Below are 26,108 nucleotides of genomic sequence, written 5' to 3'. Positions count from 1 at the left end.
TTAAGGTTCGAATCGTTTTACAGACAGACGTATTTAAAAACATGTACAAATACTCACAGCCCGATATTCCAGACATATAAAAGAAAGCGGGCATGAGAACTCCTTTATAAAAAAATCAAGGAAACTTAAATAATGATGAAGCGCAGTGTGTTGGCCTTAGCGGTCTCTTTAATTGCAGTGGGATCTACCGCAAATGCAGCAGAGATTTATAATAAAGACGGTAACAAACTGGACCTTTACGGTCGTGTAACCGCTAAGCATTATTTCTCCGATGACACCAGTTCTGACGGCGACATGACGTATGCGCGTCTGGGCTTTAAAGGCGAAACTCAAATTAACGACACACTGACCGGTTATGGCCAGTGGGAATACAATATTCAGGCTAACCATACTGAAAGTACCTCAACTACCCTGAATTCAGATGGGACTACGAGCAGCCACGGCGGTACCGAAGGGACTAAAACGCGTCTGGGCTTTGCTGGCCTGAAAATTAAAGATTTCGGTTCTATTGATTACGGCCGTAACTACGGTGTGGTTTACGACGCACTGGGCTTCACCGATATGTTGCCTGAGTTTGGTGGTGATACGGCTAACAATGACAACTTCATGGTAGGTCGTTCAAATGGCCTGGCCACTTACCGTAACCAGGACTTCTTCGGTCTGGTTACCGGCCTGAACATTGCACTGCAATATCAGGGTAAAAACGAAAACGACGGTCGTTCAGCGTCTAAAGGCAACGGCGACGGTTACGGTGCATCCATCGATTATGAAGATATCGCAGGTTCTGGTATCGGTGCAGTTATTGCGGGTTCTTCTTCTGACCGTACTAATGCACAAACCAGCTCCGCAATCGGTGCGGGTGATAAAGCTTCTGCATGGGCAACTGCGCTGAAATATGACGCAAACCAGATTTATCTCTCTGCAATGTATAACGAAACCCGCAATCAGGCACCGATCAAGGGTGGTTACGCTAACAAAACTCAGGGTTATGAGTTAGTTGCACAGTACCAGTTCGAAAATGGTCTGCGTCCGTCAATCGGTTACGTGCAGTCTAAAGCGAAAGATGTTGAAGGCGTTGGCGATGCTGACCTGGTCAAATACTTCGAAATCGGTGCGACTTACTACTTCAACAAAAACATGTATACCTATGTTGACTACATGATCAATCAGATCGATGACAACAATAAACTGGGCGTAAGCTCTGACGACATCGTGGCTGTTGCACTGACTTACCGCTTCTAAGTTAGTGGATTACATTATTACCCCATTCTGTGTCTGAAAAAGGTAATCGCAAAGGCAGAGTTCATTGGCTCTGCCTTTTTTTATGCCTGTCATTTCACGTCATTCCTCCTCGTCATCGCTGATTTCCCTTGTCAAATAACCACAATAAATTCATATAGCTAAAGCTATAGCCTCACGTTATACCCTAACGCTAAACAAGTATTCGTCAGCCGGTTTCTCCCGTGGAATATTCTCTGCAGTCCGATTTAATCCTCATTAAAAAAATGTTCCCGGAGAAACTGACATGCAGCAAATTCCAAAGCCGTATCTTTTATTCCTTGGTGATGTGATGGATCCGCTGGCGGCAAAAACGGCGCGCGGTATTCAGGTCTGGCGCCCGGAAGCCTGCATCGGGCAAATCCGTCTGGCGACAGATTCCGTGTCATTAGGCTTGCCGGATCTGGATATCGCCACGGCAAAAGTGCAGGGTGCGAAAACTATGGTGCTGGGTACGGCAAACTCCGGCGGCAAACTGCCTGCGCACTGGATTGATTCCATCAAAGCGGCGATCACTGCCGGTTTGAATGTGGCGAATGGCCTGCATCAGGGGCTGAATGACATTCCTGAGCTGGTCGCGCTGGCCGCAGAAAATAATGTGCAACTGTTCGATGTGCGCCACATGCAACCGGCGCTGGATACCGGCACCGGTAAAAAACGCAGCGGTAAACGTATTCTGACGGTCGGCACTGACTGCTCGGTCGGCAAGATGTACACCTCGCTGGCGCTGGAGGCTGCCATGCGCGAGCTGGATTTAAAGGCTGATTTTCGCGCGACGGGCCAGACCGGCGTGCTGGTGGCGGGTGCCGGTATCGCGATTGATGCCGTGATTGCTGACTTTATTTCCGGTGCTGTCGAAGCGCTTTCCCCGGCTAATGATGATGACCACTGGGACATCATTGAAGGCCAGGGTTCGCTGTATCACCCGTCTTTTGCCGGTGTCAGCATGGGCCTGATCCATGGTGCGCAGGCGCATTTACTGGTGATGTGCCATGAACTGGGTCGCCCGCATATGCGCCATCTCCCGCATCAGTTTATGCCGACATTGCGCCAGTGCCTCGATACCAATCTGGCGGCTGCCAGCCTCACCAGCCCAGATGTCAGACTCGCCGGTTTCTCGCTTAACACGTCCTCTGTCAGCGAAGAAGAAGCCAAAATTGCGCTGGCGGAAATCAGCGAAGAGTTCGGCGTACCGGCTACCGATCCGGTGCGTTTCGGGATCAAAAACATCGCGCAATGGATCAAGGAAAACGCGTAATGATTCAGATGACTTTCCAGGCCGTTGAACTGCCGCTGGCAAAACCCTTTGCGATTTCCCGTGGCACGCGTACCGCTGTCACGGTGGTGCGCGTTTCTCTGACCGAGGGTGAATTTACCGCTGTCGGGGAATGTACACCGACCGCGCATTATCAGGAATCCCCGCAAAGTGTGTGCGGGCAACTGGAGCTTATCCGCCCGCAAGTTGAACAGGGGCTGAGTCGCGAAGCGCTGCAACAGGCGTTACCGGCTGGTTCGGCGCGCAATGCCCTCGATTGTGCAATGTGGCGTCTCGATGCGGCAAAACAGGGCAAAGACCTGTGGCAACTGCTTGATATGCCTAAGCCTGTTTCGGTGATTACCGCCGAAACCCTGAGTCTGGATCTGCTGGAAAACATGGCAAATGCCGCCGCTGTGGCCGTCGCCGGTGGCGCGCAACTGCTGAAAATCAAACTCGACCGCGAGCAGATTATCGAGAAAGTGGCGGCCATCCGTGCCGCTGCACCACAGGCTACGCTGGTGGTGGACGCTAACGAAGCCTGGTCGGGTCTGGATCTCGGCAGCCTGTTTCAGGCGCTGTACGAATTGAATGTGGCGATGATCGAACAACCGCTGCCTGCCGGTAATGACAACGATCTGGTGCGTTGTTTGCATCCTGTTCCTGTCTGCGCCGACGAAAGCTGTCATGAACGCGGGGATATCGAAGGGCTGCGTGACCGTTACGAGATGATCAATATCAAGCTCGATAAATGCGGTGGCCTGACGGAAGCCCTGGCCATGACCGAGGTGGCGCGGCAGTTCGGTTTGCGCATTATGGTTGGTTGTATGCTCGGTTCATCCCTGGCGATGGAGGCGGCGCTGCCGGTGGCGGTGCAGGCGGAACGGGTCGATCTTGATGGCCCGATCTGGCTGGCGCAGGACGCCGAACCGGCATTGCGCTATGAAAACGGTGAAGTCTGGCTTTAACAGTTCGGCCTATAAAGGAGGCGTTTATTGATGACAGTGCCCATTTTGCAGATTAACGATTTGTCGGTGACATTCTCCGGCCGGCAAGGCAAAACGCAGGCGCTGAAAGGCGTTTCCTTCTCAGTTAATAAAGGTGAAGTGGTGGCCGTGGTCGGCGAAAGCGGATCCGGCAAGTCCGTCACTTCACTGAGCGTGATGGGGTTGCTGCCGGATTCTGCACATGTCGATGCGGGAAGTATTGCGTTTTTTGGCCGCAACGGTGTGTGCCATACGCTGACGTCATTGCCGGCATCCTCGCGCCGTAAACTGCGCGGGCAGGAAATGTCGATGATTTTTCAGGAGCCGATGACCTCGCTTAATCCTGTGCTGCGCGTGGGCGATCAGCTCACCGAAGGGCTGCTGGATCACGGCCTGGCGAATAAAACCACGGCGCTGAACAAAGCCCGCGAGTTGCTCAAACAGGTTCGCATTCCTGACGTTGAACGTATCCTTAAATGTTATCCGCATGAACTTTCCGGCGGCATGCGTCAGCGTGTGATGATTGCGCAGGCGCTGGCCTGCGACCCGGCGCTGCTGATTGCCGATGAACCTACGACGGCGCTGGATGTCACGGTGCAGGCGCGTATCCTGCAAATTTTGCGCGATCTGCAACAGGGCACTGACATGTCAGTTCTGTTTATCACCCACGATATGGGTGTGGTGGCGGAAATCGCCGATCGCGTGGTGGTGATGTACCAGGGCAAAGTGGTAGAGCAGGGCAGCGTGACGGAGATTTTCGCCAACGCGCAACATCCCTATACCCGCGCCTTACTGGCCGCCGTACCGAAATTAGGTGACATGCAGGGGTTGAAATGGCCGCGGCGCTTCCCGCTTTCAGGAGACAAAACGGGTCCAGCTATTTCGCCAGAAAAGCAATCGGTTGCAGGTGATCTCCCTCACATTCCAGCCGATGACGGGGATCAAAAAACAGCAAATTACACGGTCCCCCCTTTGCTGGATGTACGCGGGCTGCGTGTCTGCTACCCGATCCGTTCCGGCGTATTGTCACGCGTGACCCAGGAAGTGCACGCAGTAGAACAAATCGACTTCTCCCTCTGGCCGGGCGAAACGCTGGCACTGGTGGGCGAGAGCGGGTGCGGCAAATCCACCACCGGTCGCGCAATTTTACGGCTGGTCGGCAGCGAATCTGAAAGCATTCATCTTGAAGGCAAAGAAATTACCCTGATGCGTGACACCCCGTTTCAGGCGGTGCGCCGCCAGATCCAGATGGTGTTTCAGGACCCGTACGCGTCACTTAATCCGCGCCTGACCGTCGGGTTTTCCATTGCTGAACCTTTATTACTGCATGGCCTGAAAAAGTCCCTGGCCGATGCCACCCCTGTGGTCAGTCAGTTGCTGAAAAGTGTCGGTCTTGAACCTTCCCATGCGCGGCGTTACCCGCATGAATTTTCCGGCGGCCAACGTCAGCGCATCGCGATCGCACGCGCCATGGCATTACAACCACAGGTAATTATTGCCGACGAGGCCGTGTCGGCGCTGGATGTGTCAGTTCAGGCGCAGGTCGTCAATCTGATGATGGATCTTCAGCGTGAGACCGGCGTTGCCTGGTTGTTTATTTCGCATGACATGGCGGTAGTGGAAAGGATCGCCAACCGGGTGGCGGTGATGTACAGCGGACAGATTGTTGAAATTGGCCCGCGTGACGCAGTGTTTAGTGATCCTCAACACCCTTATACCCGGCGCCTGCTCAGTTCGGTACCGGTGGCGGATCCGACACAACGTGCTTTACGCAATTTTGATGATGAGGAAGTGAAATCGCCGGTGCATCCGGCGGGTGTACAGATAGAAAAACGTCAATATTCCCGCGTCAGTGAACATCACTGGGTCGCACAGGGATAACTCACTCTTCTTTTTTTTGGGACACACAGGAGAACACCATGCATCCGACTTTAGTGCGCAAAAGCCTGCTTGCCGCCGGACTGGCGCTTTGTTTTGCCGCGTCGGTTCAGGCCAAAGATCTGCGTATTTCCATGTACGCTGACGTCACCGGTTTTGACCCGCACGACACCACAGATACGCTGAGCTATTCCATTCAGAGCGGCATTTTTGAACGCCTGTTCCAGTTCGACAGCAAAATGGCTGTTGTGCCGGTGCTGGCAACGGATTACACCAGCAACAGTGATGCCACCGAATTTACCCTTAATCTGCGCCATGACGTGACGTTCCAGGACGGCACGCCGTTCAATGCGGATGCGGTAAAAATTAACCTTGATCGTCTGGCAAATCCTGCCAATCATCTCAAGCGCAACTCCTTGTTCAACATGATTAAATCTGTTGAAGTGCTCAGCCCGTATCAGGTGAAAATTACGCTGAACAAACCTTTTGGAGCCATGATTAACACCCTGGCGCACCCGTCTGCGGTGATGCACAGCCCTGCGTCATTAAAACAATACCCGAATGAACAGGATCTGAGCGTACATCCGGTGGGAACCGGCCCGTTTAAGTTTGTGGAATGGCAGCAGGGTAAAGACGTCAAACTGGTGAAATTCGACAATTACTGGCAGAAAGGCTGGCCGAAAGTGGATTCCGTCACGTTATACCCGACACCGGAAGATTCCACGCAGGTGGCGAAACTGAAATCCGGCGGTGTGGACGCCGTCTATCCGTTGCCCTCCGATCTGGTGGATACCGTGAAGAGCGATCCGAAACTGGATATCGCACAGGATCCGGGTATTTATCTGTATTACATCGCCTTCAATACGCAGAAAAAAGAGTTCTCTGACGTGCGTGTCCGTCAGGCGATCAACTACGCCATCGACCGTAATCTGTGGCTGAAAGTCGGTTTTGCCGGTCTGGGTTCGCCGTCTACTTCGCCGCTGCCGAAAAATGTCCAGTTCTATCAGAAACAAACCACGCCGGATTACAGCTACAACATCGCCAAAGCGAAAGCGCTGATGAAAGAAGCCGGTTACGGGAACGGCTTTGATGTTGAAATGTGGAGCTCGAACAAAACCGACCGAATCCGCAGCGCGCAATTCCTGAAACAGCAACTTTCTCTGATTGGCGTGCGTGTGAAACTGGTGCCGATGGATGCCGGAACGCTGACCCAACGCCTGTGGAGCACGCCGAAACCGGCAGATGCCAAAGTGGAAATGTATTACGGCGCCTGGTCAGCCTCGACCGGCGATGCAGACTGGGCGCTGCGTCCGCTGTTCGCCACCGAATCCTGGATCCCGTCGGCCTATAACGTCTCTTATTACAGCAACAAACAAGTGGATGCGGCGATCACCGCCGGTCTGCAAACCGCTGACGTCGAAAAACGTAAAGCGGCTTATGCCGATGCGCAGAAATTGTTGTGGGCGGATGCACCGGTGGCCTATCTCGGCGTGCCTGACAACCTGGTGGGCAAGAGCAAAGATCTCTCCGGTGTTTACATGCTGGCCGACGGCTCGCTGATTTTTAATCAGGCACAGTTTAAATAATTTTTTTTGCTCCTCCCCCTGCGAAGGGGGAGGCTGGGAGGGGGTTTAGCAGGCAACTTCAGATTCAGAGTTGCCGTTAATACCCCACCCCAACCCTCCCCTTCGCAGGGGAGGGAGTTTACTGAATTCAGGGAATCATTTTTATGCTGACCTACTTTATCCGCCGGATACTGGAAATGATCCCCGTCTTACTGGTGGTGTCATTACTGGTTTTCGGATTTATCAAACTGCTGCCGGGCGATCCTGCGCGTATTTATGCCGGTCAGGATGCAACGGTTGAAGCGGTTGAGTCAGCGCGTCAGTTGCTGGGTCTGAACGATCCGCTGCCTGCACAGTACTGGCACTGGCTGGACGGCATGGTTCATGGTGATCTGGGCATGACTTACCGCACGCGTCAGCCGGTATTAAGTGTGATTGAAGGCGGTTTTATGCCAACGCTGCTGCTGGCGCTGGCGGGCTTCGCGTGGTCGGTGGTGCTGGGGCTGGTGATTGGTGTTGTCTGCGCACTGAAACGCGGAAAATGGCAGGACTGGACACTGATGAGCATGGCGGTCGGCGGCATTTCCATGCCGCCGTTCTGGCTCGGATTGTTACTGATCCAGTTTGTTGCCATGCCGTTCGGGGTATTCGCCGTCAGCGGATTTAACCAGCCAGCCGATATCATTTTACCGGCAATCACGCTGGGTTCGTCGGTGGCGGCGGTCATGGCACGTTTCACCCGCTCGGCGTTTCTTGATGTGGCGCAGGAAGATTATGTGCGCACCGCGAATGCCAAAGGGTTACGTGCCCGGCTGGTGACGTGGAAGCACATCATGCGCAATGCACTGATCCCCATTATTACCATGCTTGGCCTGCAATTTGGTTTCCTGCTCGGCGGCTCGATTATCGTCGAAAGTGTCTTCAGCTGGCCGGGGCTGGGCTGGTTACTGATCGAGTCCATCAAAACGCAGGATCAGCCGGTGATTCAGGCACTGGTCATGCTGTTTGTCTTTGAATTTATTGTGATAAACCTGCTGGTTGACATGCTGTATGCGGTGGTCAATCCGGCTATCCGTCTGCGTTAGGAGCTGATTATGACCGATCCTGTCTCTTCTGCGGGAGAAATCCGACCGGCTGAGCCGGCCTCGCAGAACGATAACATCCGTTCACCGTGGTACGACTTTTTCCATACCTTTATCCGTCATCCGATGGCGCTGATATCGGGGGGATTCATCCTGCTGCTGGTATTTGTCGCGGTGTTCGCACCCTGGCTGGCGCCTTTTGACCCGATGACACCGGACTGGATGGCGCTCGGCGCCGGTCCGACGCCGCAACACTGGTTCGGCACGGACGATTTAGGTCGCGATGTCCTCAGCCGTATCATTTATGGCGCGCGTATCTCCCTTTATGTGGGTATTTTTTCAGTCACGCTCGGCATGGCTGCCGGTGTGATACTCGGGCTGCTGGCCGGATATTACGGCCGCTGGCTGGATATGCTGATCATGCGCGGCTCCGACGTGCTGTTTGCCTTCCCCGGTATGTTGCTGGCGATTGCCGTGGTGGCTATTCTGGGGCCGGGGCTGAATAATGTGATTATCGCGGTCGCCGTTTTCAGTGTGCCGGTATTTGCCCGCATCGTACGTGCGGCCACGTTATCGATTAAACACAGTGCCTATGTCGAAGCGGTTCGCTGCATCGGTGCACCGGACAGAGTGGTAATTTTACGCCATATTCTGCCGGGCACGCTCTCAAACGTTATCGTCTATTTCACCATGCGTATCGGCACCAGTATTCTGACCGCAGCCAGCCTGAGTTTTATCGGTCTGGGGCCGGAACCGGATGTACCGGAGTGGGGTAATATTCTGGCGATGAGCCGTAATATGATGATGGCAGGCAAATGGAACGTCAGCGTGTTCCCCGGACTGGCAATATTCCTCACCGTCCTGGCATTCAATCTGCTCGGTGATGCGCTGCGTGACACGCTGGATCCTAAACTGAAAAAGTCATCGTGAAATGAATATCTGATACGGGAAACTGATGCATCTGCAAGAATGTGAAGACGAATTTCAGCAGCAGGCGCTGTCTGCCTTACTGCAACGCTGGCGCACCACACGCCAGATTTTCCGCCCGCGATTTCCGTGCGGCGCGACCAATGCCATAACCGACGTCGCCGGTGTGAGTATCGGTCACAGCACCTTAGCGGCTGGCGATGTGCAGACCGGCGTCACGGCCATTGTGCCGCCTGGCGATAATTTGTATGAAAAACCCCTGCCTTGCGGTGTGGCGGTATTAAACGGTTTCGGTAAACCGATGGGGCTGATTCAGGTGATGGAACTGGGTGAGCTGCAAACGCCGGTTTTGCTCAGTAATACGTTTGCCACGGGCACGTTGTTTAACGCGCTGATAAAGCGCAGCTGTCAGCAATTTCCGCAAATGGGGCGTCCGGATGCCACCATCAATCCGGTTATCCTGGAATGCAACGATTTCTATCTTAATGATATCCAGGCGATGGCGGTCAGTGAAGACGACGCGCTGGCCGCACTGGACACCGCGGCAAATACCTTCGCCCGTGGCAGCGTAGGGGCCGGACGGGGCATGAGCTGTTTCGGCTTAAAAGGCGGTATCGGCACGGCCTCGCGCCGGTGTGAAGCACTCAACGCCACATTGGGCGTTCTGGTGCTGGCGAATTTTGGCAAACTCTCGGAACTGACGCTTGACGGCATACGCGCCGGAGAAGCCATCGCACAAATCCAGCCGCAACTGGCACCGCAGGCAGATGCCGGTTCAGTGATCATTGTGATGGCCTGCGACCGCTATCTCGACAGTCGCCAGCTTAGCCGCATCGCCAAACGCGCCGGTGCCGGACTGGGACGTCTTGGCAGTTACTGGGGGCATGGTTCAGGGGATATTGCGCTGGCATTCTCGACGCAACGTGACGGTGTCACGCTGCCTGATGCGCAACTGGAATCTTTACTGGCGCTGGCGGCAGACGCGACAGAACACGCTATTATTGATGCCTTACTGAGTGCTGAAACCGTCTGCGGATTCGACGGCCATTACCGTCTGGGGTTAAGTGAAGTATTAGATAACCTGGCGAACTAGCTTTACTCCTTTCCTTCTCTCGGGGGGAAGGCCGGGCTGGGGTGTGGGTTTACCCTCCGCCTGATAACTACACCACATAGGGAACGACTGATGAAAGTGTTTATCTCTGCGGACATTGAAGGTATTGCCGGTGTCATGCGTCCTGAACAGTGCAGCCCGGGACATGCGGATTACGACGCCGCCCGTGCGCTGATGGAAGGTGAAGTTAACGCCGCCATTGATGGCGCGTTTGCCGGTGGCGCGATGGAAGTGACGGTGGCCGACAGCCATGCGATGATGCAAAATCTGCGCGCCGATAAAATCGACCCGCGCGCCCGGCTGGTACAGGGCAAACCACGCGGATTGTCGATGGTCGAAGGGCTGCAACAACAGCAATACGACGGCCTGATGTTTGTCGGCTATCACACCGCCGCAGGCGAAAACGGCGTTCTGGCGCATACTATCAATGGCCGTGCCTTTTACCGCGTCAAACTCAACGGCAACGTGGTGGGTGAAAGCGATTTATACGCCGCTGCCGGTGCGGAACTGAACGTTCCTTTATGGCTGGTGACCGGCGATGATCATCTTGAAACCTGGATCCGCCGTTATTATCCGGAATCGCAGTATGTCTGCGTCAAACGTGCGATTTCCGCCAATGCTGCGGAATCTGACAGTCCGTCGATTGCCTGCGCGAAAATCCGCAAACAGGCGACGATCGCCGTCAGCAAACCTGCACCGCTTACCGCCGCCAGATTCAGTGCCCCGTATCATCTCGAACTGATGGCCGCGAAACCGGTTCTGGCAGATTTGTTCGGCCTGATCCCCGGCGTCGAGCGTCTCGATGCCGTTACTGTCGGTTATCACAGCCCGACGGTGGCAAATATTATCAGCCTGTTAAGTGCTTTCTCATACTTAGCGACCACCCAGAAATAGGGCAGCAATGCGCTTACGCCACATTGAAGTGTTTCAGGCCGTGTTACAGGCGGGCAGCGTCAGCGGGGCGGCACGCCTGCTGAACGTCTCGCAACCGAATGTCAGCCGCGTGCTGAATCACGCCGAACAGCAACTGGGTTTCGCGCTGTTTGACCGCACACCGCAGGGGCTGATTGTGACGCCGGAAGGGCGGCGGCTAATGCCGGAAGTCGAAGCGTTATTCAGCCATATTCAGGCCATCGGTGAGCTGGCGGAACAGTTGCGTCAGGGCGAAGGCCAGCATGTGCGCATCGGTTCGGCGCATGCGCTTGGCCACAGCGTGATGGCACCGGTGTTAGTGGATTTTCGTCGTCAGACCCCCGGCGGCAGTGTTGAACTGGTCACCGGCCATTTCAATACGCTGAGTCAGGATCTGCTGCAATATAAAATGGATTTTGCGCTGGCGTTTGGCGAGCAGGCTACGCAGGAGCTGATTGCCGAGTCTATTTATCAGGCCAATATGGTCGCGCTGTTGCCTAAGGATTCTCCGGTCGAAGGGCCGGTATCACTGGCATGGTTGTGCGCGAACGATCTGCTGATGTTGCAGCAACAGGATCCGCTGGGGCAGGTGCTCAACCGCGTCCTGCGCGAGAACGGCCTGATGTCACACTCTGCGTTGTATATCAAAACCTACTCGGTGATCGCCGACATGGTGCTGGCGGGCGGCGGTGTCGGTGTGGTTGATACGTTTACCGCCCGGCGGTATATCGGTCAGTTGAAGATTGTTGAGGTTGTGGAACCGCTGCCGTTTGAAGTGATTTTGCTGAGCAGGCGGGACCAGCCAGCATCGCAGGCGGCGATCAGGCTCAGACAGTTGATCAGGCAGAAAGTGGGGGAGTTGAAAGGGGGGCCTTTCGATCCCGTTTAGTTTTTAATTTCAAATTCAAATTCAAATTCAAGGTCGTGGGCGTCGGCCCACACCGACTTGGGGGGCGGCTTATCGCCGCCGCCCCCCAAGACCCCCCGGGCTCTTTCACTGCGCGCTCCGCTCGCTGGCTATGTTTCAGTGAGCGTAGTGATAGCCGCAAAATCCCGCCGCTGCGCGGTTCCCTCCCATCGGGTTACAACCCGCGCAAAAACACGCGCGGTTTTCCACCTCTCGTCCGGCGGTCTTTTGGAACCGGCCTCAGGCTTCAACTGCACAACTTCACTGATTTTGTCTTTTAAAAAAGCCAAAGGCGATTCAGAAATCTTGCTGAACGGAGCGGCTTCGAGACCTATGGCTCGAAGACCGAGAGAAGGCACCGCGCAGCGGCAAGATTTCCAGCCTGTCGCTGTGCTACCTGAAACATAGCCAGCGAGCGAAGCGCGCAGTGAAAAAGCGCGGGAGTCCAGAGGGCGCGCGCTTACGCGTCCTCTGGGCCAGTGTGGGCGGCGAGCCCACGACCTTGAATTTGAAGTTGAAGTTGATTTTAAAGCGGCCCCGTTGCAGCCGCCCCCTGCAACTACCGGATCTCATTCACATACATAAAATGATCTGTGCTGAACCGGTGGTGCGCCATGATCACCGGCACGGCACTTTGATCAAACGACACTTCGTCGATCACCATCACCGCGTGTGGCGCTTCAAGCTCCAGCCATTTCAGGTCGTCTGCATCGGCCATTTCAGCGATCAACTGCTCGCGCACTGCCGCCACGCGGACACCGTATTTTTCCAGCAGAAAACGGTACAGCAGCGGAGGCAAATCACTGGCAGCAGGGAAATCCGGCAGGCGTTCTGCCGGTAACACCAGCCGTTCGTGCATGGCAGGAATGCCTTTTACCCGGCGTAAACGACGGATGCGGATAACCGGTGCGCCGTCGTCAATTTGCAGCTTTTCAGCCTCACGGGCACTGGCCTGGCCGGTCTGGTGATCGAGCAAAATCGTCTCGGAGTTCAGCAGTGCGCCATCACGGCCATGCAGGCGGAAATACTGGAAGAAATAACTGAGATTGTGCAACGGTGCCCAGCCGGTGACCACGGTGCCCGTCTTGCGACGCCGCATCAGCATGCCTTCTGTGGTCAGCGCCGACAGCGCTTTGCGCACCGTACCGACCGAAACCCCGAAATCAGCCGCCAGCGCGTTTTCACTCGGTAAAACCGTGCCCGGCGGCAGCTCGCCAATCAGAATAGATTCGCTGATGTGACGTTTCACCACTTCGTATAACGGCGCGGATTCCCTTTCACTTAACCGGCCAAAAGGGGAAGCGTCCTGCTCTGCTTTATTTTGTTGTGTCATACCTGATTACCTATTGACCTGAACGGGTATCTGCTTTATCTATAAACTATATAGAAATAGAATGAAGCGAGTATAGCATGTCGTGCGAAGGAAGTTTGCAAATTGCGCTGGACTCCATCCGGCAGGACGAAACCGCCATTTTACAGGATCTCAGCCAGATGCTGGCAGTGGATACCTGCTTCCCCCCGGGCACCGGTTATCCGGCATTTGCCGCCCTGATGGAATCTCTGCTGGAGCCGATGGGCTTTGCCTGTCAGCGCGTCAGCGTGCCGGAAAATCTGTGGCAAACGCCGGACGGCAGCGCACAGGGTGAGAGGGTCAATGTGATTGCTACGTTACCGGGCAGCGCGACCGAAGCCTGTAATCTCTATTTTCATGTGGATACCGTGCCTGCCGGTGATGGCTGGAATTACCCGCCGCTGGCGCTTACCCAGGCGGAGGGCAAACTGATTGGCCGCGGTGCCGCTGACATGAAAGGCACGATTGTCGCGACACTTGCAGCAATTCGCGCTGCGCAACGTCACGGGCTGGTGCTGAAATTTAATCCGGTTCTGCTGTTGTGTACCGATGAGGAAGGCGGGCTGTATCCCGGTGTGCGTTATCTGGCAGAGCAGAAATTATTTGCCGGTCATATGCTGAGCTTTAACGGCGGGGCGGTGCCGCGTATCTGGGGGGGCTGCTTCGGCAGTATCGATCTCAAAATTTGTATCACCGGCCGCTCGGCGCATTCCGGCGATCCGGTGGGTGGCATTAATGCTATTGAAGAAAGCCTGCCGCTGATGAATGCGCTGCATGCGCTGAAACACGATGTCGAACAACGTGCCTCAGCCATGCCTGCGCCGCCACATTTTGAAGGACGGCCGCTCACGTCCCGTCTCACCCTGGCGGCCGCGCAGGGCGGTGGCAAAGGCTCGACCATTCCCGCGCGCTTTGAACTGCTGGTCAACCGCCGCTATTCGCCGGAAGAACCTTTTGAAAGGGTCTTTAAAGAACTCACCGGCTGCATCACCCAGGCCATGAAAGACTCAGCCGCGCTGTCAGTGGAGTATCACCTGATTGGTCATCTGGCCCCGGTCAGTGATCCAACCGGACCCCACTGGCCGCGCTGGCTTGCAGCACTCGGTCAGGGTTTTGGTTTCCACGCAAACGATTTCGCTGTCTGGGGTTCTTCCACCAGTTCTGACATGGGTTGGGTTCAGCAGGCAGGCATTCAGGAAATATTACTCGGCGGGCTTGCCCGGCCGGAAAACCGTATCCATGCATCGGATGAATATACAACCATGCAGGACGTCGTCGCGTTATCGCAGTCCATTCTTGCTTATTTAGCTTCTGATTTTATTCCCACAGAAAATTCGCCAACCCAGGGCTTTTCGAATTCCGCAGAGAGGGTTCAATAATGTGTGCAATGAAAGGCGTTAACCGCCGTCAGTTTATCGCAGGATCTACCATTCTCACCGGCGCGGCACTGTTACCGTGGTCGGGTAATGTTGCCGCTGCCGTGTCCAGCGCCACCGGTTCCAGCGGTTCACCGCGCAAAGGTGGAGTACTGCGCATCAGTGTGGACCAGGCGGCAGGCATGCTTAATCCGCAGCAGGCGCGCGTCAATCCGGAATATCTGGTGGCCGAATTGCTGTACAGCGGCCTGACCCGTCTGACGCAGGATATGAAAGCTGAAGCGGATTTAGCCGCGTCCTGGACAGCCAGCGACGATCTGACGCAGTGGACTTTTATCCTGCGCCAAAATCTCAGTTTCCATGACGGCTCTGCCTGTACGTCTGCCGATGTCGTCGCCAGCCTGAACGCCATACTTGACCCGAAAAATGCCTCTCCCGGTCAGCACAATATCGGTCCGATCAAAACAGTGACCGCACCGGATGCCAGCACTGTGGTGATTAGCACCGACGGTCCTTACGCCGATCTGCCAGTGATGCTGGCCTATCCCGATGCGAAGATTATTCCTGCGGCGATTGCGGGCGGCCAGCTTGAACGTCTGAGCAAGGAAGCCATCGGCACAGGGCCGTTCAGACTGGTGTCGTTTGACCCTGAACGCCTGATTGTGGTTGAGCGTAATCCGCATTATTACGACCCGTCACGTCCGCATCTGGATCGCGTTGAAGTGGTGGTTTATCCGGATGCAATCGCTGAAGGCTCCGCGCTGATTGCCGGTGACACCGATCTGATGCTTTCCGCCGCCTCTACCGAATTTGCGCGCCTGTCAAAGTCTTCCGGCATAGTGCCGCTGCGTGTACCGTCCGGTCAGTTCCTCAACGTGAACATGGGGTGTGACACCAAACCGTTTAACGATGTGCGCGTCCGTCAGGCGCTGGCGCTGTGTGTGGATCGCAAGGCTACCGTGGATTTTGTCGCCGAAGGCTACGGCACGGCAGGCAACGATACCCCGCTTAACACAGCCTATCCGTATTACCTGAATGAGCCGCTGAAAGCGCCGGATTATGCCAAAGCCAAAGCATTGCTGAAAGATGCCGGGTATCCCGACGGAATAGATCTGACGCTGATCGCTTCGGATAAACCCTCCACCCGCACCCAGCTCGGGATTGCACTGCGTGAAATGGCCAAACCGGGCGGTTTTCGCATTAAGGTGCAGACGATGGCACACAGCACCTACCTCGACCAGGTATGGAAAAAGGGCAATTTTTACGTTGGTTTCTACAACATGCAACCCACACCGGATGCGGTCTTCTCGCTGCTTTACACCTCAACGGCCTCATGGAATGAAACCCGCTGGAATAACGCTGAGTTTGATGCGGCGGTAAAAGCGGCGCGTGAAACCGCCGATCCGGCAAAACGCACCGTACTTTACGGCAAGGCACAGAAGCTGATGCACGACGACGTGCCGTCGCTGATCCCGGCATTCTTCGATTTGCTGGCGGCAGGGCGGGATTACGTTGCCGGTTATCAGCTTCATCCGCGCGGTGCGGTGTTCCGTCTTGATCATGTGTGGCTGACGGCGAAAGCCCCGACCCGAAAATAGCAGGGGGCATTGAGAGTGACGGCGAGTTATCTGTTTAAACGTTTCATGCTGGTGATTTACACCCTGCTGGTGGTGTCGCTGCTGGTGTTTGGGATCACGCAATTGTTACCGGCGGATGCCGCCGTAACCCTGCTGGGGCAGAACGCCACGCCGGAAGCGCTGGCTGCCGTGCGTGCGCGTCTCGGACTCAGTGATCCGGCGTGGCTGCAATACTGGCACTGGCTGCACGGCGTGCTGCACGGTGATTTCGGCGTCTCGATGCGTAATGGTTTGCCGGTGGCGCCGACCATTATGGCCGCGCTCGGGCGTTCCCTGCTGCTGGCGGTCTGTGCGCTGTTGCTGATGCTGGTGGTCGCGATTCCGCTGGGGATCTGGGCGGCGGTCCGTCGCGGGAAACTGGCCGATATGCTGGTCAGCGTACTGTCATATGTCGGCATTTCTTTTCCGGAATTCGTGACCGCCACATTGTTATTGCTGCTGTTTGCTGATGTCTGGCAGATCCTGCCCGCGACCGGTTATGTACCCCTGACGGAGGATTTCCGGGGTGGCATCAGTCATCTGATCCTGCCGTCGGTGACAGTAGCAATGATTCTGGTGGCCCATGTTTCACGCATGGTGCGTTCGGAGATGGTCGATGTGTTGCAGACCGATTATATCCGCGCCGCACATCTCAAAGGTTTGTCGCGCCGCAGGATTTTGTGGCGTCACGCGCTGCGTAACGGCCTGCTGCCCACCATCACTATTGTGGCGCTCGACGTGGGTTATCTGCTTGGTGGCATCGTGGTGGTGGAAGAAATTTTCGCCATTCCGGGGATTGGTCGCGAACTGATCGTGGCCGTGCAGGCACGGGATTTACCCACCATTCAGGCCGGGGTATTAATCCTTGCCGCGACCTATTCCATCGTTAATTTCCTGGCCGATCTGGCCTATGTTTTCCTCGATAAACGGATCAGTTATGCGTGATGTGATGAAGCATTTAATCCGTTCGCCGCAGGGCGCTGTCGGGTTGTTTATCTTAACGGTGGCTGCGCTGATGGTGTGCGGCGGGGCGCATATCGCGCCTTATGATCCGGAATCTATTTCTATTCTGGCACGGTACAAAGCACCTTCAGCAGAACACTGGTTCGGTACCGATCAGCTCGGGCGCGATATTTTCAGCCGTGTGATGGTCGGTGCCCGCGCCACCATTGTGCTTTCACTGCTGGCGACACTGATGTCGATGGTAATAGGTGCCGTGATCGGCACAGCCAGCGCCTATCTGGGCGGCAAAACCGACGAAGCCATTATGCGCACAATGGACGCGGTCATGTCGATCCCGAGTCTGTTGTTTGCGCTGCTGATTGTCAGCACCCTCGGTCAGAGCAGCTTCAATGCGGTACTGGCGATCACCATCGCATTTGTGCCCGGCATGGTGCGCATTGCCCGCAGCGTCTCGCTGGCTGCGCGTCAGCAGGATTACATCAGCGCGGCGATTGCCCGTGGTGAAGCCACGCACTACATCATTTTGCGTGAAATGTTGCCCAATATTGTCGCGCCGATCATCGTGGAAGCCACTATCCGCGTGGCCTTCGCCATCATGTTGTTTGCCACACTGAGTTTTCTCGGCCTTGGCGCACAACCGCCGGAGCCGGAATGGGGGCTGATGGTGTCAGAAGCCCGCGCTTATTTCTTTAATGCGCCGTGGATGATGCTGATACCAGGTGTAGCGATCGCGCTGATGGCGGTTGGTTTTAATCTGCTGGGCGATGGCCTGCGCGATGCGCTTAACCCAAGGAGCCACTGATGAGCGAAGCCGTATTAGCGATAGAGAATTACAGCCTCGATTACCTGCTGCCTCATGCCGAACCGTTACAGGTTTTGCAGGACATTTCACTCAGTGTGCAGCGCGGCGAAGTGGTCGGGCTGGTAGGGGAGTCCGGTTCGGGTAAAACCACACTGGGCTGGTCGGTAATGCGTTATATGGCGACGAATGCGCGGGAACGCAGCGGGCGTATTTTGCTGGCGGGCGAAGATTTATGCCAGATGGCGAAACCGCAGCTTGAAAACCTGCGTGGCGGAAAACTCGGCATGATTTTTCAGGATCCGGGCGCCTCGCTGAACCCGACGCTGACACTGGGTGAGCAGGTGACCGAAGTGCTGATCCGCCATCGCGGGCTGGATGCCAGACAGGCACGGGAGCTGGGCATTGAGTTGCTTGGCAACGTCGAGCTGAAAAATCCGGCGGCGATGATGAAGCGTTATCCGCATCAGGTTTCCGGCGGCGAAAAACAGCGGGTACTGATCGCCACGGCGTTTGCCTGCGAACCGCAATGTCTGATTTTCGATGAACCGACGACCGCTCTCGATGTCATCAGTTCGGCACAAATTCTGGCGCTGTTTGCCCGCCTGCGTGAAGAAACCGGTGTTGCCTCGCTGTATATCTCGCACGATCTGGCACTGGTGTCGGCCGTGGCAGACCGTGTTTGTGTGCTTGAAAAAGGCCACATCGTTGAACAGGCCAGTGCACGCACGCTGTTCCTTTCGCCGCAACATGCTTATACGCAAAAGCTGGTGGCGGCAGTGCCGGATCCCGCTCACCGTCTGACAGATGCCGTACCGGTTTGCGCGCAGCCGTTACTCAGCCTGCAAAACATCAATATTGATTATGGTCGTCACGGTTTGCTCGACCGGCTGTTTCGCCGTGAAAACGGCAAAACCCGTGCCGCATCAGATGTCAGCCTGACGGTGCATCGCGGGGAAATCGTCGGCGTGGTGGGTGAATCCGGTTCCGGTAAATCGTCGCTGGCGAAAGCGCTGACCGGGCTGGTGCCGTTCAGCGGTAAGGTTGATTTCAGGGGGTATAACCTGTTTGGCCGTGCGGAAATGGACAAAGACTACCGCCGCCGTGTGCAGATGATTTTCCAGCATCCGGATGCCTCCCTCAATCCGCGTCAGCGTATCGGCGAGATTATCGCCCGTCCGTTGCGTTTGTACGGTTTGCCGGACGGCGAAACCGAGGCGCAGGCCGTAGCGCGTTTGCTGGAAGATGTGCGTCTTCCAGCCAGCTTCGCCCGGCGTTTTCCGCATGAACTTTCCGGCGGACAGAAGCAACGTGTGGCGATTGCCCGGGCATTTGCGCACCCACCCGAACTGGTGATATGCGATGAAATCACCGCCGCGCTGGATGTCTCCGTACAGGCGACGGTCATCGAATTATTGCTGGAACTGCGCCGTCGTTACGGCACCGCTTACCTGTTTATTACTCACGATCTGAACCTGATCCGCCAGATTGCACACCGCGTGGCGGTGATGTATCGCGGGGATTTACTGGAAGTGCTGCCGGGCGACGCCATGGTGCAACACGCCAGTCATGATTATACGAAGGCGTTGCTGGCGGCGGTGCATACGCCCGAAACGGCCGTTACAGACCATCTTTGATACTGAAAGGGTTACACATGAATTCTCAACAATTACTGGCCGCCATTGACGATGATTATTGCCTGAATTTTCTGTCGCGGATGGTACAGCACAAGAGTTACAGCCAGACAGACGGCGAGCGCAGACTGGCAGAGTACATGGCCAGCCAGATGCAGATGCTCGGGCTTGAGACGCAGCTGCAACCGGTGCCGGGTGAACGTCTGAACGCCATTGGTACGCTGCGCGGAGAGGGCGGCGGCCATAGCCTGTTGTTCAACGGCCATCTCGATACCAATCCGGTGACCGAAGGCTGGACGGTGGATCCGTGGGCAGGAAAAATCGATGATGAATTCATCTATGGCATCGGTGTTTCCAATATGAAAGCCGGTGATGCCGCGTATTTTTGCGCGCTGAAAACGCTGATCGACAATGGCGTGAAACTCAAAGGTGACGTGATCCTGACTTATGTGGTCGGCGAGTTGCAGGGCGGGATCGGCACCATTGCGGCCATCGAACAGGGCATCCGGGCGGACTATTTTATTAACTCAGAACCGACTGATGTGCAGGCGATGACCATGCACGCCGGGTCGCTGATGTTCACCATCGAACTGACCGGCGACACGCGCCATCTTTCAAAACGCGAAGAAGCGGTTGATGCCATACAGGCGGCCATCAGGCTAATCCCGCAAATCAATAACATCACCTTTACCGGTGCGGAAACGGACGATCACCGCAAGATTAACCGTGGGCATGTCGGCACCATTCACGGTGCGCTGGGGCGTGATTTAGAGGAATGGCGTCCGCCGCAGGTGGCTGACTTTGTGCGCCTCAGCGGGTCTGCGCGTTTTGCACCGGGGCAAACTGTCGATACCGTACTGGCCGATTTACAGGCGTTGCTCGATAACCTGTGCGGTGAATTCCCCGGCCTGCAGGCGGAACTGTTTGATGACGGTAAACGTCATCGCCCGACCATGCTGCCATTCGAAGTGTCACCGGAGTCCCTCATCGTTAAAGCGGTGAACCGTGCCTATCAGACGGTGCGCGGTGAACAACAGCCCACCGGAGTTATCACGCCACCGGCATTTTATGGCACTGACGCCGCGCATTTCTATCAGATGCTGGGCATGGAAGGCGTGGTATGCGGGCCCGGCGGCAAGTTCAACACCATGCCGGACGAGCGTGTTCACATTAAAGATTTCCTCGATACCGTGCGGGTTTATCTGCTGGCCATCCTCGAAATTTGTCAGCCGGTTGACGCCTGAAAGAGGATAAACGGATGTCGATGCCTGTGAATCTGGCGGCACTGAGCCGCCTGCGTGATGCCATGCGCATGGCTGATGCAGAAGTGATGCTGGTTGACAGCGGGGAACTGCTGGCATGGCTGACGGGTTTTACCGTATCGGAAACGCTGTACCGTGCCTGTCTGGTGCCGCTGAGTGGTGAGCCCTGGATCGTGTTACGCCAGCTTGATGAAGCGCCTTGTCGTCAGTTGAGTTGGTTTCGTGACGTTGTCACTTACTCTGACCATCAGGATCCGTGGAAATGCGTGGCAGACAGTCTTATTGCCCGGGGATATCGCGATTGCCGTCTTGGGGCGGATACCCGTTCGTATGGCATGACGGTGGATACCTGGCAGCAGCTTTCCGAATATTTACCTGATGCTGTCTGGCGGCCGATGCCGGGTGTCAGTGATCGTATACGGCAGGTGAAATTCCATTACGAGCTGGACAGTCTTCAGCAGGCGGCGTTTATCGCCGATACCACCTTTCTGGCACTGAAAGAGCAGGTGAAAGCGGGCTGGCGCGTGCGGGATGTGGCTTCGCTGGCGGCGGGGGTCTTCCTTTCCGAAGGCGCGGATACCGGCGAAACGGGGCCTGTCGTCCGTTCCGCCGGTGACAGCGGTTTTCTGCATGCGCAGACGCACGAGGACATTATCCGCGACGGCGACATTCTGCATGTGGAGCTGATCCCGAAGGTAAAACATTACAGTGCCCGCCTGATGCGCCCGTTTATTTCTGGGGGGGTAAGCACAGAGCGGCAGCATATCGCCCGTCAGCTGATTGCCCTGCAGGATGCGCAGATCGCCGCGATGAAGCCAGGTGCAAGAGCCAGTGATGTCGATGCGATTTTACGCAACGGCGTGCTCGCCGCCGGTTTACGTGCAGAATATGGCAATGTTACCGGTTATGCGCTCGGACTTTACACTCGTACGCCGCGTCCGAGTGATTTCTCGCACTGTTTCACGCCGGCGGCAGACTGGCGGCTTGAAGAAAACATGGTATTTCATATGTACACCTCGGCGGCAGGACTGGCGTTCAGCGAGACGGTCGTGGTGAGGCCGGAAGGCGGAATCAGAATGAGCCGGTTACCGAGGGAAGTGATGGAGATTTGAAAAAAAAGGGGGGCCTTTTTGAATCCCGGCTTAATTTCAAATTCAAATTCAAATTCAAATTCAAGGTCGTGGGCGTCGGCCCACACCGACTTGGGGGACGGCTTATCGCTGCCGCCCCCCAAGACCCCCCGGCTCTTTCACTGCGCGCTCCGCTCGCTGGCACTGTTTCAGTGAGCGTAGTGATAGCCGCAAAATCCCGCCGCTGCGCGGTTCCCTCCCATCGGGTTACAACCCGCGCAAAAACATGCGCGGTTTTCCACCTCTCGTCCGGCGGTATTTTGGAACCGGCCTCAGGCTTCTACTTCACAACCTTACTGATTTTGATATGCAAAGCGGATTGGTTTTGACTTTAAAATCGTGCGGGCGTTTCAGAAAGCTTGCTGAATGAGAGGTTGCAGACCCTAGGCTGCAATCCCGAAATGAAGGCACCGCGAAGCGGCAAGATTTCCAGCCTGTCGCTGCGATACCTGAAACATAGCCAGCGAGCGGAGCGCTTGTTGAAAAAGCGAGGAGGAATCCAAAGGAGGAAAAGCACTTTCCTCCTTTGGGCGGTTTCGGCGCAACCCGATAAGTGATCACGGCAATTGAGAAACCGAAACTTTCACCATTTATCTTTCAAAAACGTTCTGATGTGCGTTCTCACATCAATTAATTTTTGCCCCGAGTCTCTCCACTCTTTCTACCGCACCTCTGACATCTTCAAATGTAATATCACCTGGCATGTTCGCCATATCCGGTGTGGTGAGGCTGCGGTCGATAATCACGGCCAGATCCTGCTCTGTCAGCCCTGTGGCGATATGCGCTAACTGCGTCGGTATGGCACTGGCGCGGGCCAGCGCGAGAGCGGCCAGCAGTTCATCGTCGCTGCGGTTTTCCAGTGCCAGCAGGCACAGGTTACCGTAACCGACCAGCAAACCATGAGGAATATGGCGGGTTTTCGGACAGGCGGTGAAGCCTTCGTAGAGTGCATGAGAAGCACCGGTGTGCGCGCCGTTACTCATGACTGAGGTCAGACCGGCATAGAGGAAAATAGCATCGAGCACCTGTTCGAGCGCGTTATTGGCTTTACCGTCCTGCACCGCGAAACAGGCACCGGCGGCGAAATGCCTGATGAGGGTATAACACAATTCACTGTGGGTTCTGGCGACGCCCGCCAGGCCGGTCAGCTGGCTGAGATCGCTGATGGCGCGGTATTCATACCATTTTGCCAGCGTATCGCCGATACCTGCCGAGAGCCATTGCAGCGGTGAGGTTGCCAGCAAATCCGCATCGATCACTACCGCTGCGGGGCCACTGGACAAGGGCATCATGTCGCGGAATTCCCCATTCTGATGATAACGGAACGCCAGCGAGGTCACCGCCGAACAGGTGCCCGCAATGCCCGGCAGGGTGACGACCGGAATATTGCACGCCACGCCTGCCGCTTTAGCGGTATCCAGAGCTTTGCCGCCGCCGGTGGCGATAATCACCTCCACGCCCTGTGTACGGAAAACGTCCGCCAGACGGTTGATTTCTTCCTGACAACACACGCCGTTGAAGATTTCACTGCCGAGATAACTGACCATCTGCTGTTCAAGCTGATCAGCGACTTTCGCTTCGACACTGGCAATGGCGCGTTTGCCGCCCACTAACATTGCCCGCTGGCCTAAGCGCCCGCACATCGCGCCCAGATGTTTTATGGCGCCGCGCCCGCGCAGTACGCTGGCAGGAAAGACCAAACGATGGGTGAACATGCATGCCCTCATAAACTCCGGTGTTTTATGAAGTATAGAAGGCGTGCCGGAGAACGTAAGAATATCAGCGGCGTCGCCTGCGTACGGCATCATTGGTTTTACGCAAGGCGTCGCGCGCGCCCGGAAGGCGCTGGGCGACACCGATAAACAGGCAGTCGATGATCAGCAGCTGGCTGGTACGGCTCGCCATCGCCGCTGCGCGAAAACCCATTTCACGATTGCTGGTTCGCAGCACGACATCTGCTTTACGGGCGAGGGCAGCCCGGCCGTTAGCGGTAATGGCAAGCGTTTTCGCGCCTGCCGCTTTTGCCTGCGCAAGGGCTTCAATCACATCCGCTGTCTGACCGGAGTGGGAAATTGCCAGCGCAACATCCGCAGCTGTTAACTGACAGGCGCTGACCAGACTTTCATCACTGCTGCCAAAAGTCTGGGCGACAACGCCGATGCGTCGCAATTTCTGACAAAAATCCTGCGCCACCAGTGCCGAGGCACCGGCACCGTAAATATCAATCCGGTGCGCCTGTGCAAGCAGGCTGACTGCCTGCTCCAGCGTGGCTGCGCTGAGGAGTTGCGTGGTTTCGGTCGCGCCTTTGACCTCGAACTCCAGCAGTTTTTGCAGTATCTGTTTGGGCGGATCATTGTCGCTGATATCCGCCGCCAGCGGCATTCCGGCGGGCATCGGGCTGGATGATTCTGCGGCTAATGCCAGACGCAGCGCCGGATAGCCGCTAAAACCCAGCCGTTTGCTGGTGCGCACCACCGTGGCAGTGCTGGTTTCGGCGTATTTCGCCAGTTCTGTCACGCCCATGTTGGCCACACCCGGCGGATCAAGGCGGATAAGAGTGATGATCCGCTTTTCCGCCGGCGAGAAGCTACCCTGTAATGCGTTCAGACGCGACTGCAAATGCGTGTCGTTCATCGCTTATTCATCCAGATCACGCAAATGATCATCCTTGCGCAACGTCATCAGTGCAAACAGGCTGACCAGACAGGTAGCGACCACGTAATAGGCCGGAATATCCAGATTGCCGGTTTCTTTGATAAGACCGGTAATAATCAGCCCGGCACAGCCTGAAAACACGGCATTCGACAGGGAATAGGATAATCCCAGACCGGTATAACGCACGCGGGTCGGGAACATTTCTGCCAGCATCGCCGGGCCGGGACCGGCAATCATTCCTATTGTTGCGCCGGCAATCAGCACTGCAATACCTTTCACCAGCAGGCTGCTTTGCGGGTTTTGCAGCAAATGCAGCAGCGGGAAACTCAGCACAATCACGGCAAATACGGCGAACATCATCACTTTCTTGCGGCCAATTTTGTCGCTCAGCCAGCCGGAAGGCAGGATGGCCAGCGCGAAACCGACGTTCGCCAGCACGGTGGCGACCAGCGCCTGTAAAAAAGTGGCATGCAGGGAAGTTTGCAAATATGACGGCATGACCACCAGGAAGGTATAACCGCCCGCCGACCATCCCATCATGCGGCCAATTCCCAGTGCGATGGCTTTGGCAGTAGCGACAGCCGATGCTTTTCCGGCTGCCGTTTTTTGTACTTCAGGTTCGTCTTTCTGACTGGCGACAAAGTTCGGCGTTTCATCAAGCTTCAGGCGCAGGTACAGCGCCACCAGCCCCATCGGCAGGGCCAGCAGGAACGGAATCCGCCACCCCCAGTCTTTCATTTGTGCTTCAGGAAGGGTCTGGACCAGCAATGCCACCAGCGCCACGCCGGTCAGCAGACCCAGCGACACGGTAAACGACTGCCACGCGCCATAAATACCGCGTTTACCTTTCGGCGCGAATTCGGTCATCAGGGAGACCGCGCCGCCGAATTCACCGCCGGCAAACAGGCCCTGGAACATACGCATCAGGGTCAGTAATAACGGGGCGGCCACGCCAATCTGCGCGTAAGTCGGCAGCAGACCAATGATCGCGGTGGCCAGCGTCATCAGCAGAACGACGGCAATCAGTGTCGGTTTACGGCCGATGCGGTCACCGATACGCCCGAAGATGATCGCACCAATCGGGCGGCAGAAAAACGCCAGCGCGAACGACGCATAAGTGAGCAGTAAACCGGTCATGCCGGTCTGGCCTTCCAGGGTGAAAAAGTTACCGGCAATCAGGGTCGCCAGATAACCGTAAACGCCAAATTCATACCATTCGATAAAATTACCGACCGAACCGGCGACGAGGGCGCGGCGTGACTGACTGGCGGTGGCTGGGGAAATCTGTCCGGTGCGGGTCATCATTAACCTCTTCAGCAAAAGAACTTTGTTATAAGAATAGGATGTAAATAATTTTCTAAATTCCGGTGATTATTATGTCAATAATTTTCATGTATTGAACAAAATTAAAGCGGGAACTG

The 26,108-nt window shown here is 55.9% G+C and carries 21 protein-coding genes; 17 read left to right on the top strand and 4 right to left on the bottom strand.

What is annotated here, in order from left to right; all coding sequences use genetic code 11:
* The first annotated feature begins 132 nt into the window (after nt 1-132).
* From ACOZIO_RS02620 to ACOZIO_RS02575, 10 genes are all read left to right on the top strand, one after another.
* Nucleotides 133-1,242, top strand: coding sequence for a porin (locus tag ACOZIO_RS02620; protein WP_269154538.1), 1,110 nt, complete (start codon nt 133-135; stop codon nt 1,240-1,242).
* A gap of 283 nt (nt 1,243-1,525) precedes the next feature.
* Nucleotides 1,526-2,536: an N-acetyltransferase DgcN gene (gene dgcN, locus ACOZIO_RS02615; protein WP_421594911.1), complete on the top strand. Its 1,011-nt coding sequence runs from the start codon at nt 1,526-1,528 to the stop codon at nt 2,534-2,536.
* A complete protein-coding gene (gene dgcA / locus ACOZIO_RS02610; protein ID WP_129951449.1) occupies nt 2,536-3,501 on the top strand; it encodes an N-acetyl-D-Glu racemase DgcA in 966 nt (321 codons plus the stop codon). Before dgcN ends, dgcA begins: the two co-directional genes overlap by 1 nt.
* Before the next feature lie 30 nt (nt 3,502-3,531).
* The gene (locus ACOZIO_RS02605; RefSeq protein WP_421594910.1) at nt 3,532-5,400 is read left to right on the top strand and encodes an ABC transporter ATP-binding protein; all 1,869 of its coding nucleotides are present in this window, start codon (nt 3,532-3,534) and stop codon (nt 5,398-5,400) included.
* Between the two features lie 38 nt (nt 5,401-5,438).
* The gene (locus ACOZIO_RS02600; RefSeq protein ID WP_421594909.1) at nt 5,439-6,983 is read left to right on the top strand and encodes a glutathione ABC transporter substrate-binding protein; all 1,545 of its coding nucleotides are present in this window, start codon (nt 5,439-5,441) and stop codon (nt 6,981-6,983) included.
* A 143-nt stretch (nt 6,984-7,126) separates the two neighbouring features.
* Nucleotides 7,127-8,047 carry an ABC transporter permease subunit gene (locus ACOZIO_RS02595; RefSeq protein WP_129990625.1) on the top strand — a complete coding sequence of 307 codons (921 nt, stop codon included), beginning with the start codon at nt 7,127-7,129 and terminating at the stop codon, nt 8,045-8,047.
* A 9-nt stretch (nt 8,048-8,056) separates the two neighbouring features.
* Nucleotides 8,057-8,974 (top strand): ABC transporter permease subunit, encoded by a 918-nt coding sequence (locus ACOZIO_RS02590; protein ID WP_129951445.1) that lies wholly within the window; start codon nt 8,057-8,059, stop codon nt 8,972-8,974.
* A 25-nt stretch (nt 8,975-8,999) separates the two neighbouring features.
* Nucleotides 9,000-10,064: a P1 family peptidase gene (locus tag ACOZIO_RS02585; RefSeq protein ID WP_129990626.1), complete on the top strand. Its 1,065-nt coding sequence runs from the start codon at nt 9,000-9,002 to the stop codon at nt 10,062-10,064.
* A gap of 90 nt (nt 10,065-10,154) precedes the next feature.
* Entirely contained in the window at nt 10,155-10,976 is an 822-nt protein-coding gene (locus tag ACOZIO_RS02580) for a M55 family metallopeptidase (protein ID WP_129951443.1), read from the top strand.
* A 7-nt stretch (nt 10,977-10,983) separates the two neighbouring features.
* Nucleotides 10,984-11,883, top strand: coding sequence for a LysR family transcriptional regulator (locus tag ACOZIO_RS02575; protein WP_129951442.1), 900 nt, complete (start codon nt 10,984-10,986; stop codon nt 11,881-11,883).
* 577 nt (nt 11,884-12,460) lie between these two features.
* Here ACOZIO_RS02575 and ACOZIO_RS02570 read toward each other — a convergent pair.
* Entirely contained in the window at nt 12,461-13,234 is a 774-nt protein-coding gene (locus tag ACOZIO_RS02570) for a GntR family transcriptional regulator (protein WP_129990627.1), read from the bottom strand.
* Between the two features lie 77 nt (nt 13,235-13,311).
* Here ACOZIO_RS02570 and ACOZIO_RS02565 point away from each other — a divergent pair, with 77 nt between their 5' ends.
* From ACOZIO_RS02565 to ACOZIO_RS02535, 7 genes are read left to right on the top strand one after another with little or no spacing between them, the layout of a single operon-like run.
* Nucleotides 13,312-14,631, top strand: coding sequence for a M20 family metallopeptidase (locus ACOZIO_RS02565; protein WP_129990628.1), 1,320 nt, complete (start codon nt 13,312-13,314; stop codon nt 14,629-14,631).
* Nucleotides 14,631-16,226 (top strand): ABC transporter substrate-binding protein, encoded by a 1,596-nt coding sequence (locus ACOZIO_RS02560; RefSeq protein WP_421594908.1) that lies wholly within the window; start codon nt 14,631-14,633, stop codon nt 16,224-16,226. Before ACOZIO_RS02565 ends, ACOZIO_RS02560 begins: the two co-directional genes overlap by 1 nt.
* A 15-nt stretch (nt 16,227-16,241) precedes the next feature.
* On the top strand, nt 16,242-17,189 hold the full coding sequence (locus ACOZIO_RS02555; protein ID WP_217138733.1) for an ABC transporter permease: 948 nt from the start codon (nt 16,242-16,244) through the stop codon (nt 17,187-17,189).
* Nucleotides 17,182-18,009: an ABC transporter permease gene (locus ACOZIO_RS02550; protein WP_421594907.1), complete on the top strand. Its 828-nt coding sequence runs from the start codon at nt 17,182-17,184 to the stop codon at nt 18,007-18,009. The genes ACOZIO_RS02555 and ACOZIO_RS02550 overlap by 8 nt, the downstream gene beginning before the upstream one ends.
* Nucleotides 18,009-19,643 (top strand): dipeptide ABC transporter ATP-binding protein, encoded by a 1,635-nt coding sequence (locus tag ACOZIO_RS02545; RefSeq protein ID WP_129990630.1) that lies wholly within the window; start codon nt 18,009-18,011, stop codon nt 19,641-19,643. Before ACOZIO_RS02550 ends, ACOZIO_RS02545 begins: the two co-directional genes overlap by 1 nt.
* A gap of 17 nt (nt 19,644-19,660) precedes the next feature.
* Complete coding sequence (locus tag ACOZIO_RS02540) at nt 19,661-20,884, top strand: M20 family metallopeptidase (RefSeq protein ID WP_129990631.1); 1,224 nt, start codon at nt 19,661-19,663, stop codon at nt 20,882-20,884.
* 14 nt (nt 20,885-20,898) lie between these two features.
* On the top strand, nt 20,899-22,014 hold the full coding sequence (locus ACOZIO_RS02535) for a M24 family metallopeptidase (RefSeq protein ID WP_129951434.1): 1,116 nt from the start codon (nt 20,899-20,901) through the stop codon (nt 22,012-22,014).
* 644 nt (nt 22,015-22,658) lie between these two features.
* On the opposite strand, the gene ACOZIO_RS02530 is transcribed toward ACOZIO_RS02535, so the two are convergent.
* The 3 genes from ACOZIO_RS02530 to ACOZIO_RS02520 all read right to left on the bottom strand — a co-directional run bounded on the left by ACOZIO_RS02530 (nt 22,659) and on the right by ACOZIO_RS02520 (nt 25,989).
* Nucleotides 22,659-23,747 carry an iron-containing alcohol dehydrogenase family protein gene (locus ACOZIO_RS02530; protein WP_129951433.1) on the bottom strand — a complete coding sequence of 363 codons (1,089 nt, stop codon included), beginning with the start codon at nt 23,745-23,747 and terminating at the stop codon, nt 22,659-22,661.
* A 64-nt stretch (nt 23,748-23,811) separates the two neighbouring features.
* Nucleotides 23,812-24,666 (bottom strand): MurR/RpiR family transcriptional regulator, encoded by an 855-nt coding sequence (locus ACOZIO_RS02525; protein ID WP_421594906.1) that lies wholly within the window; start codon nt 24,664-24,666, stop codon nt 23,812-23,814.
* Nucleotides 24,667-24,669: 3 nt separating this feature from the next.
* Complete coding sequence (locus tag ACOZIO_RS02520; protein ID WP_421594999.1) at nt 24,670-25,989, bottom strand: MFS transporter; 1,320 nt, start codon at nt 25,987-25,989, stop codon at nt 24,670-24,672.
* Nucleotides 25,990-26,108: the final 119 nt, after the last annotated feature.

Source organism: Rahnella sp. PD4 (genome assembly GCF_049199325.1).
GTDB classification, from domain to species: Bacteria; Pseudomonadota; Gammaproteobacteria; order Enterobacterales; family Enterobacteriaceae; genus Rahnella; species Rahnella perminowiae.
Note: the sequence above shows the minus strand (reverse complement) of the source record. Positions and strands in the feature narration are given on the sequence as shown.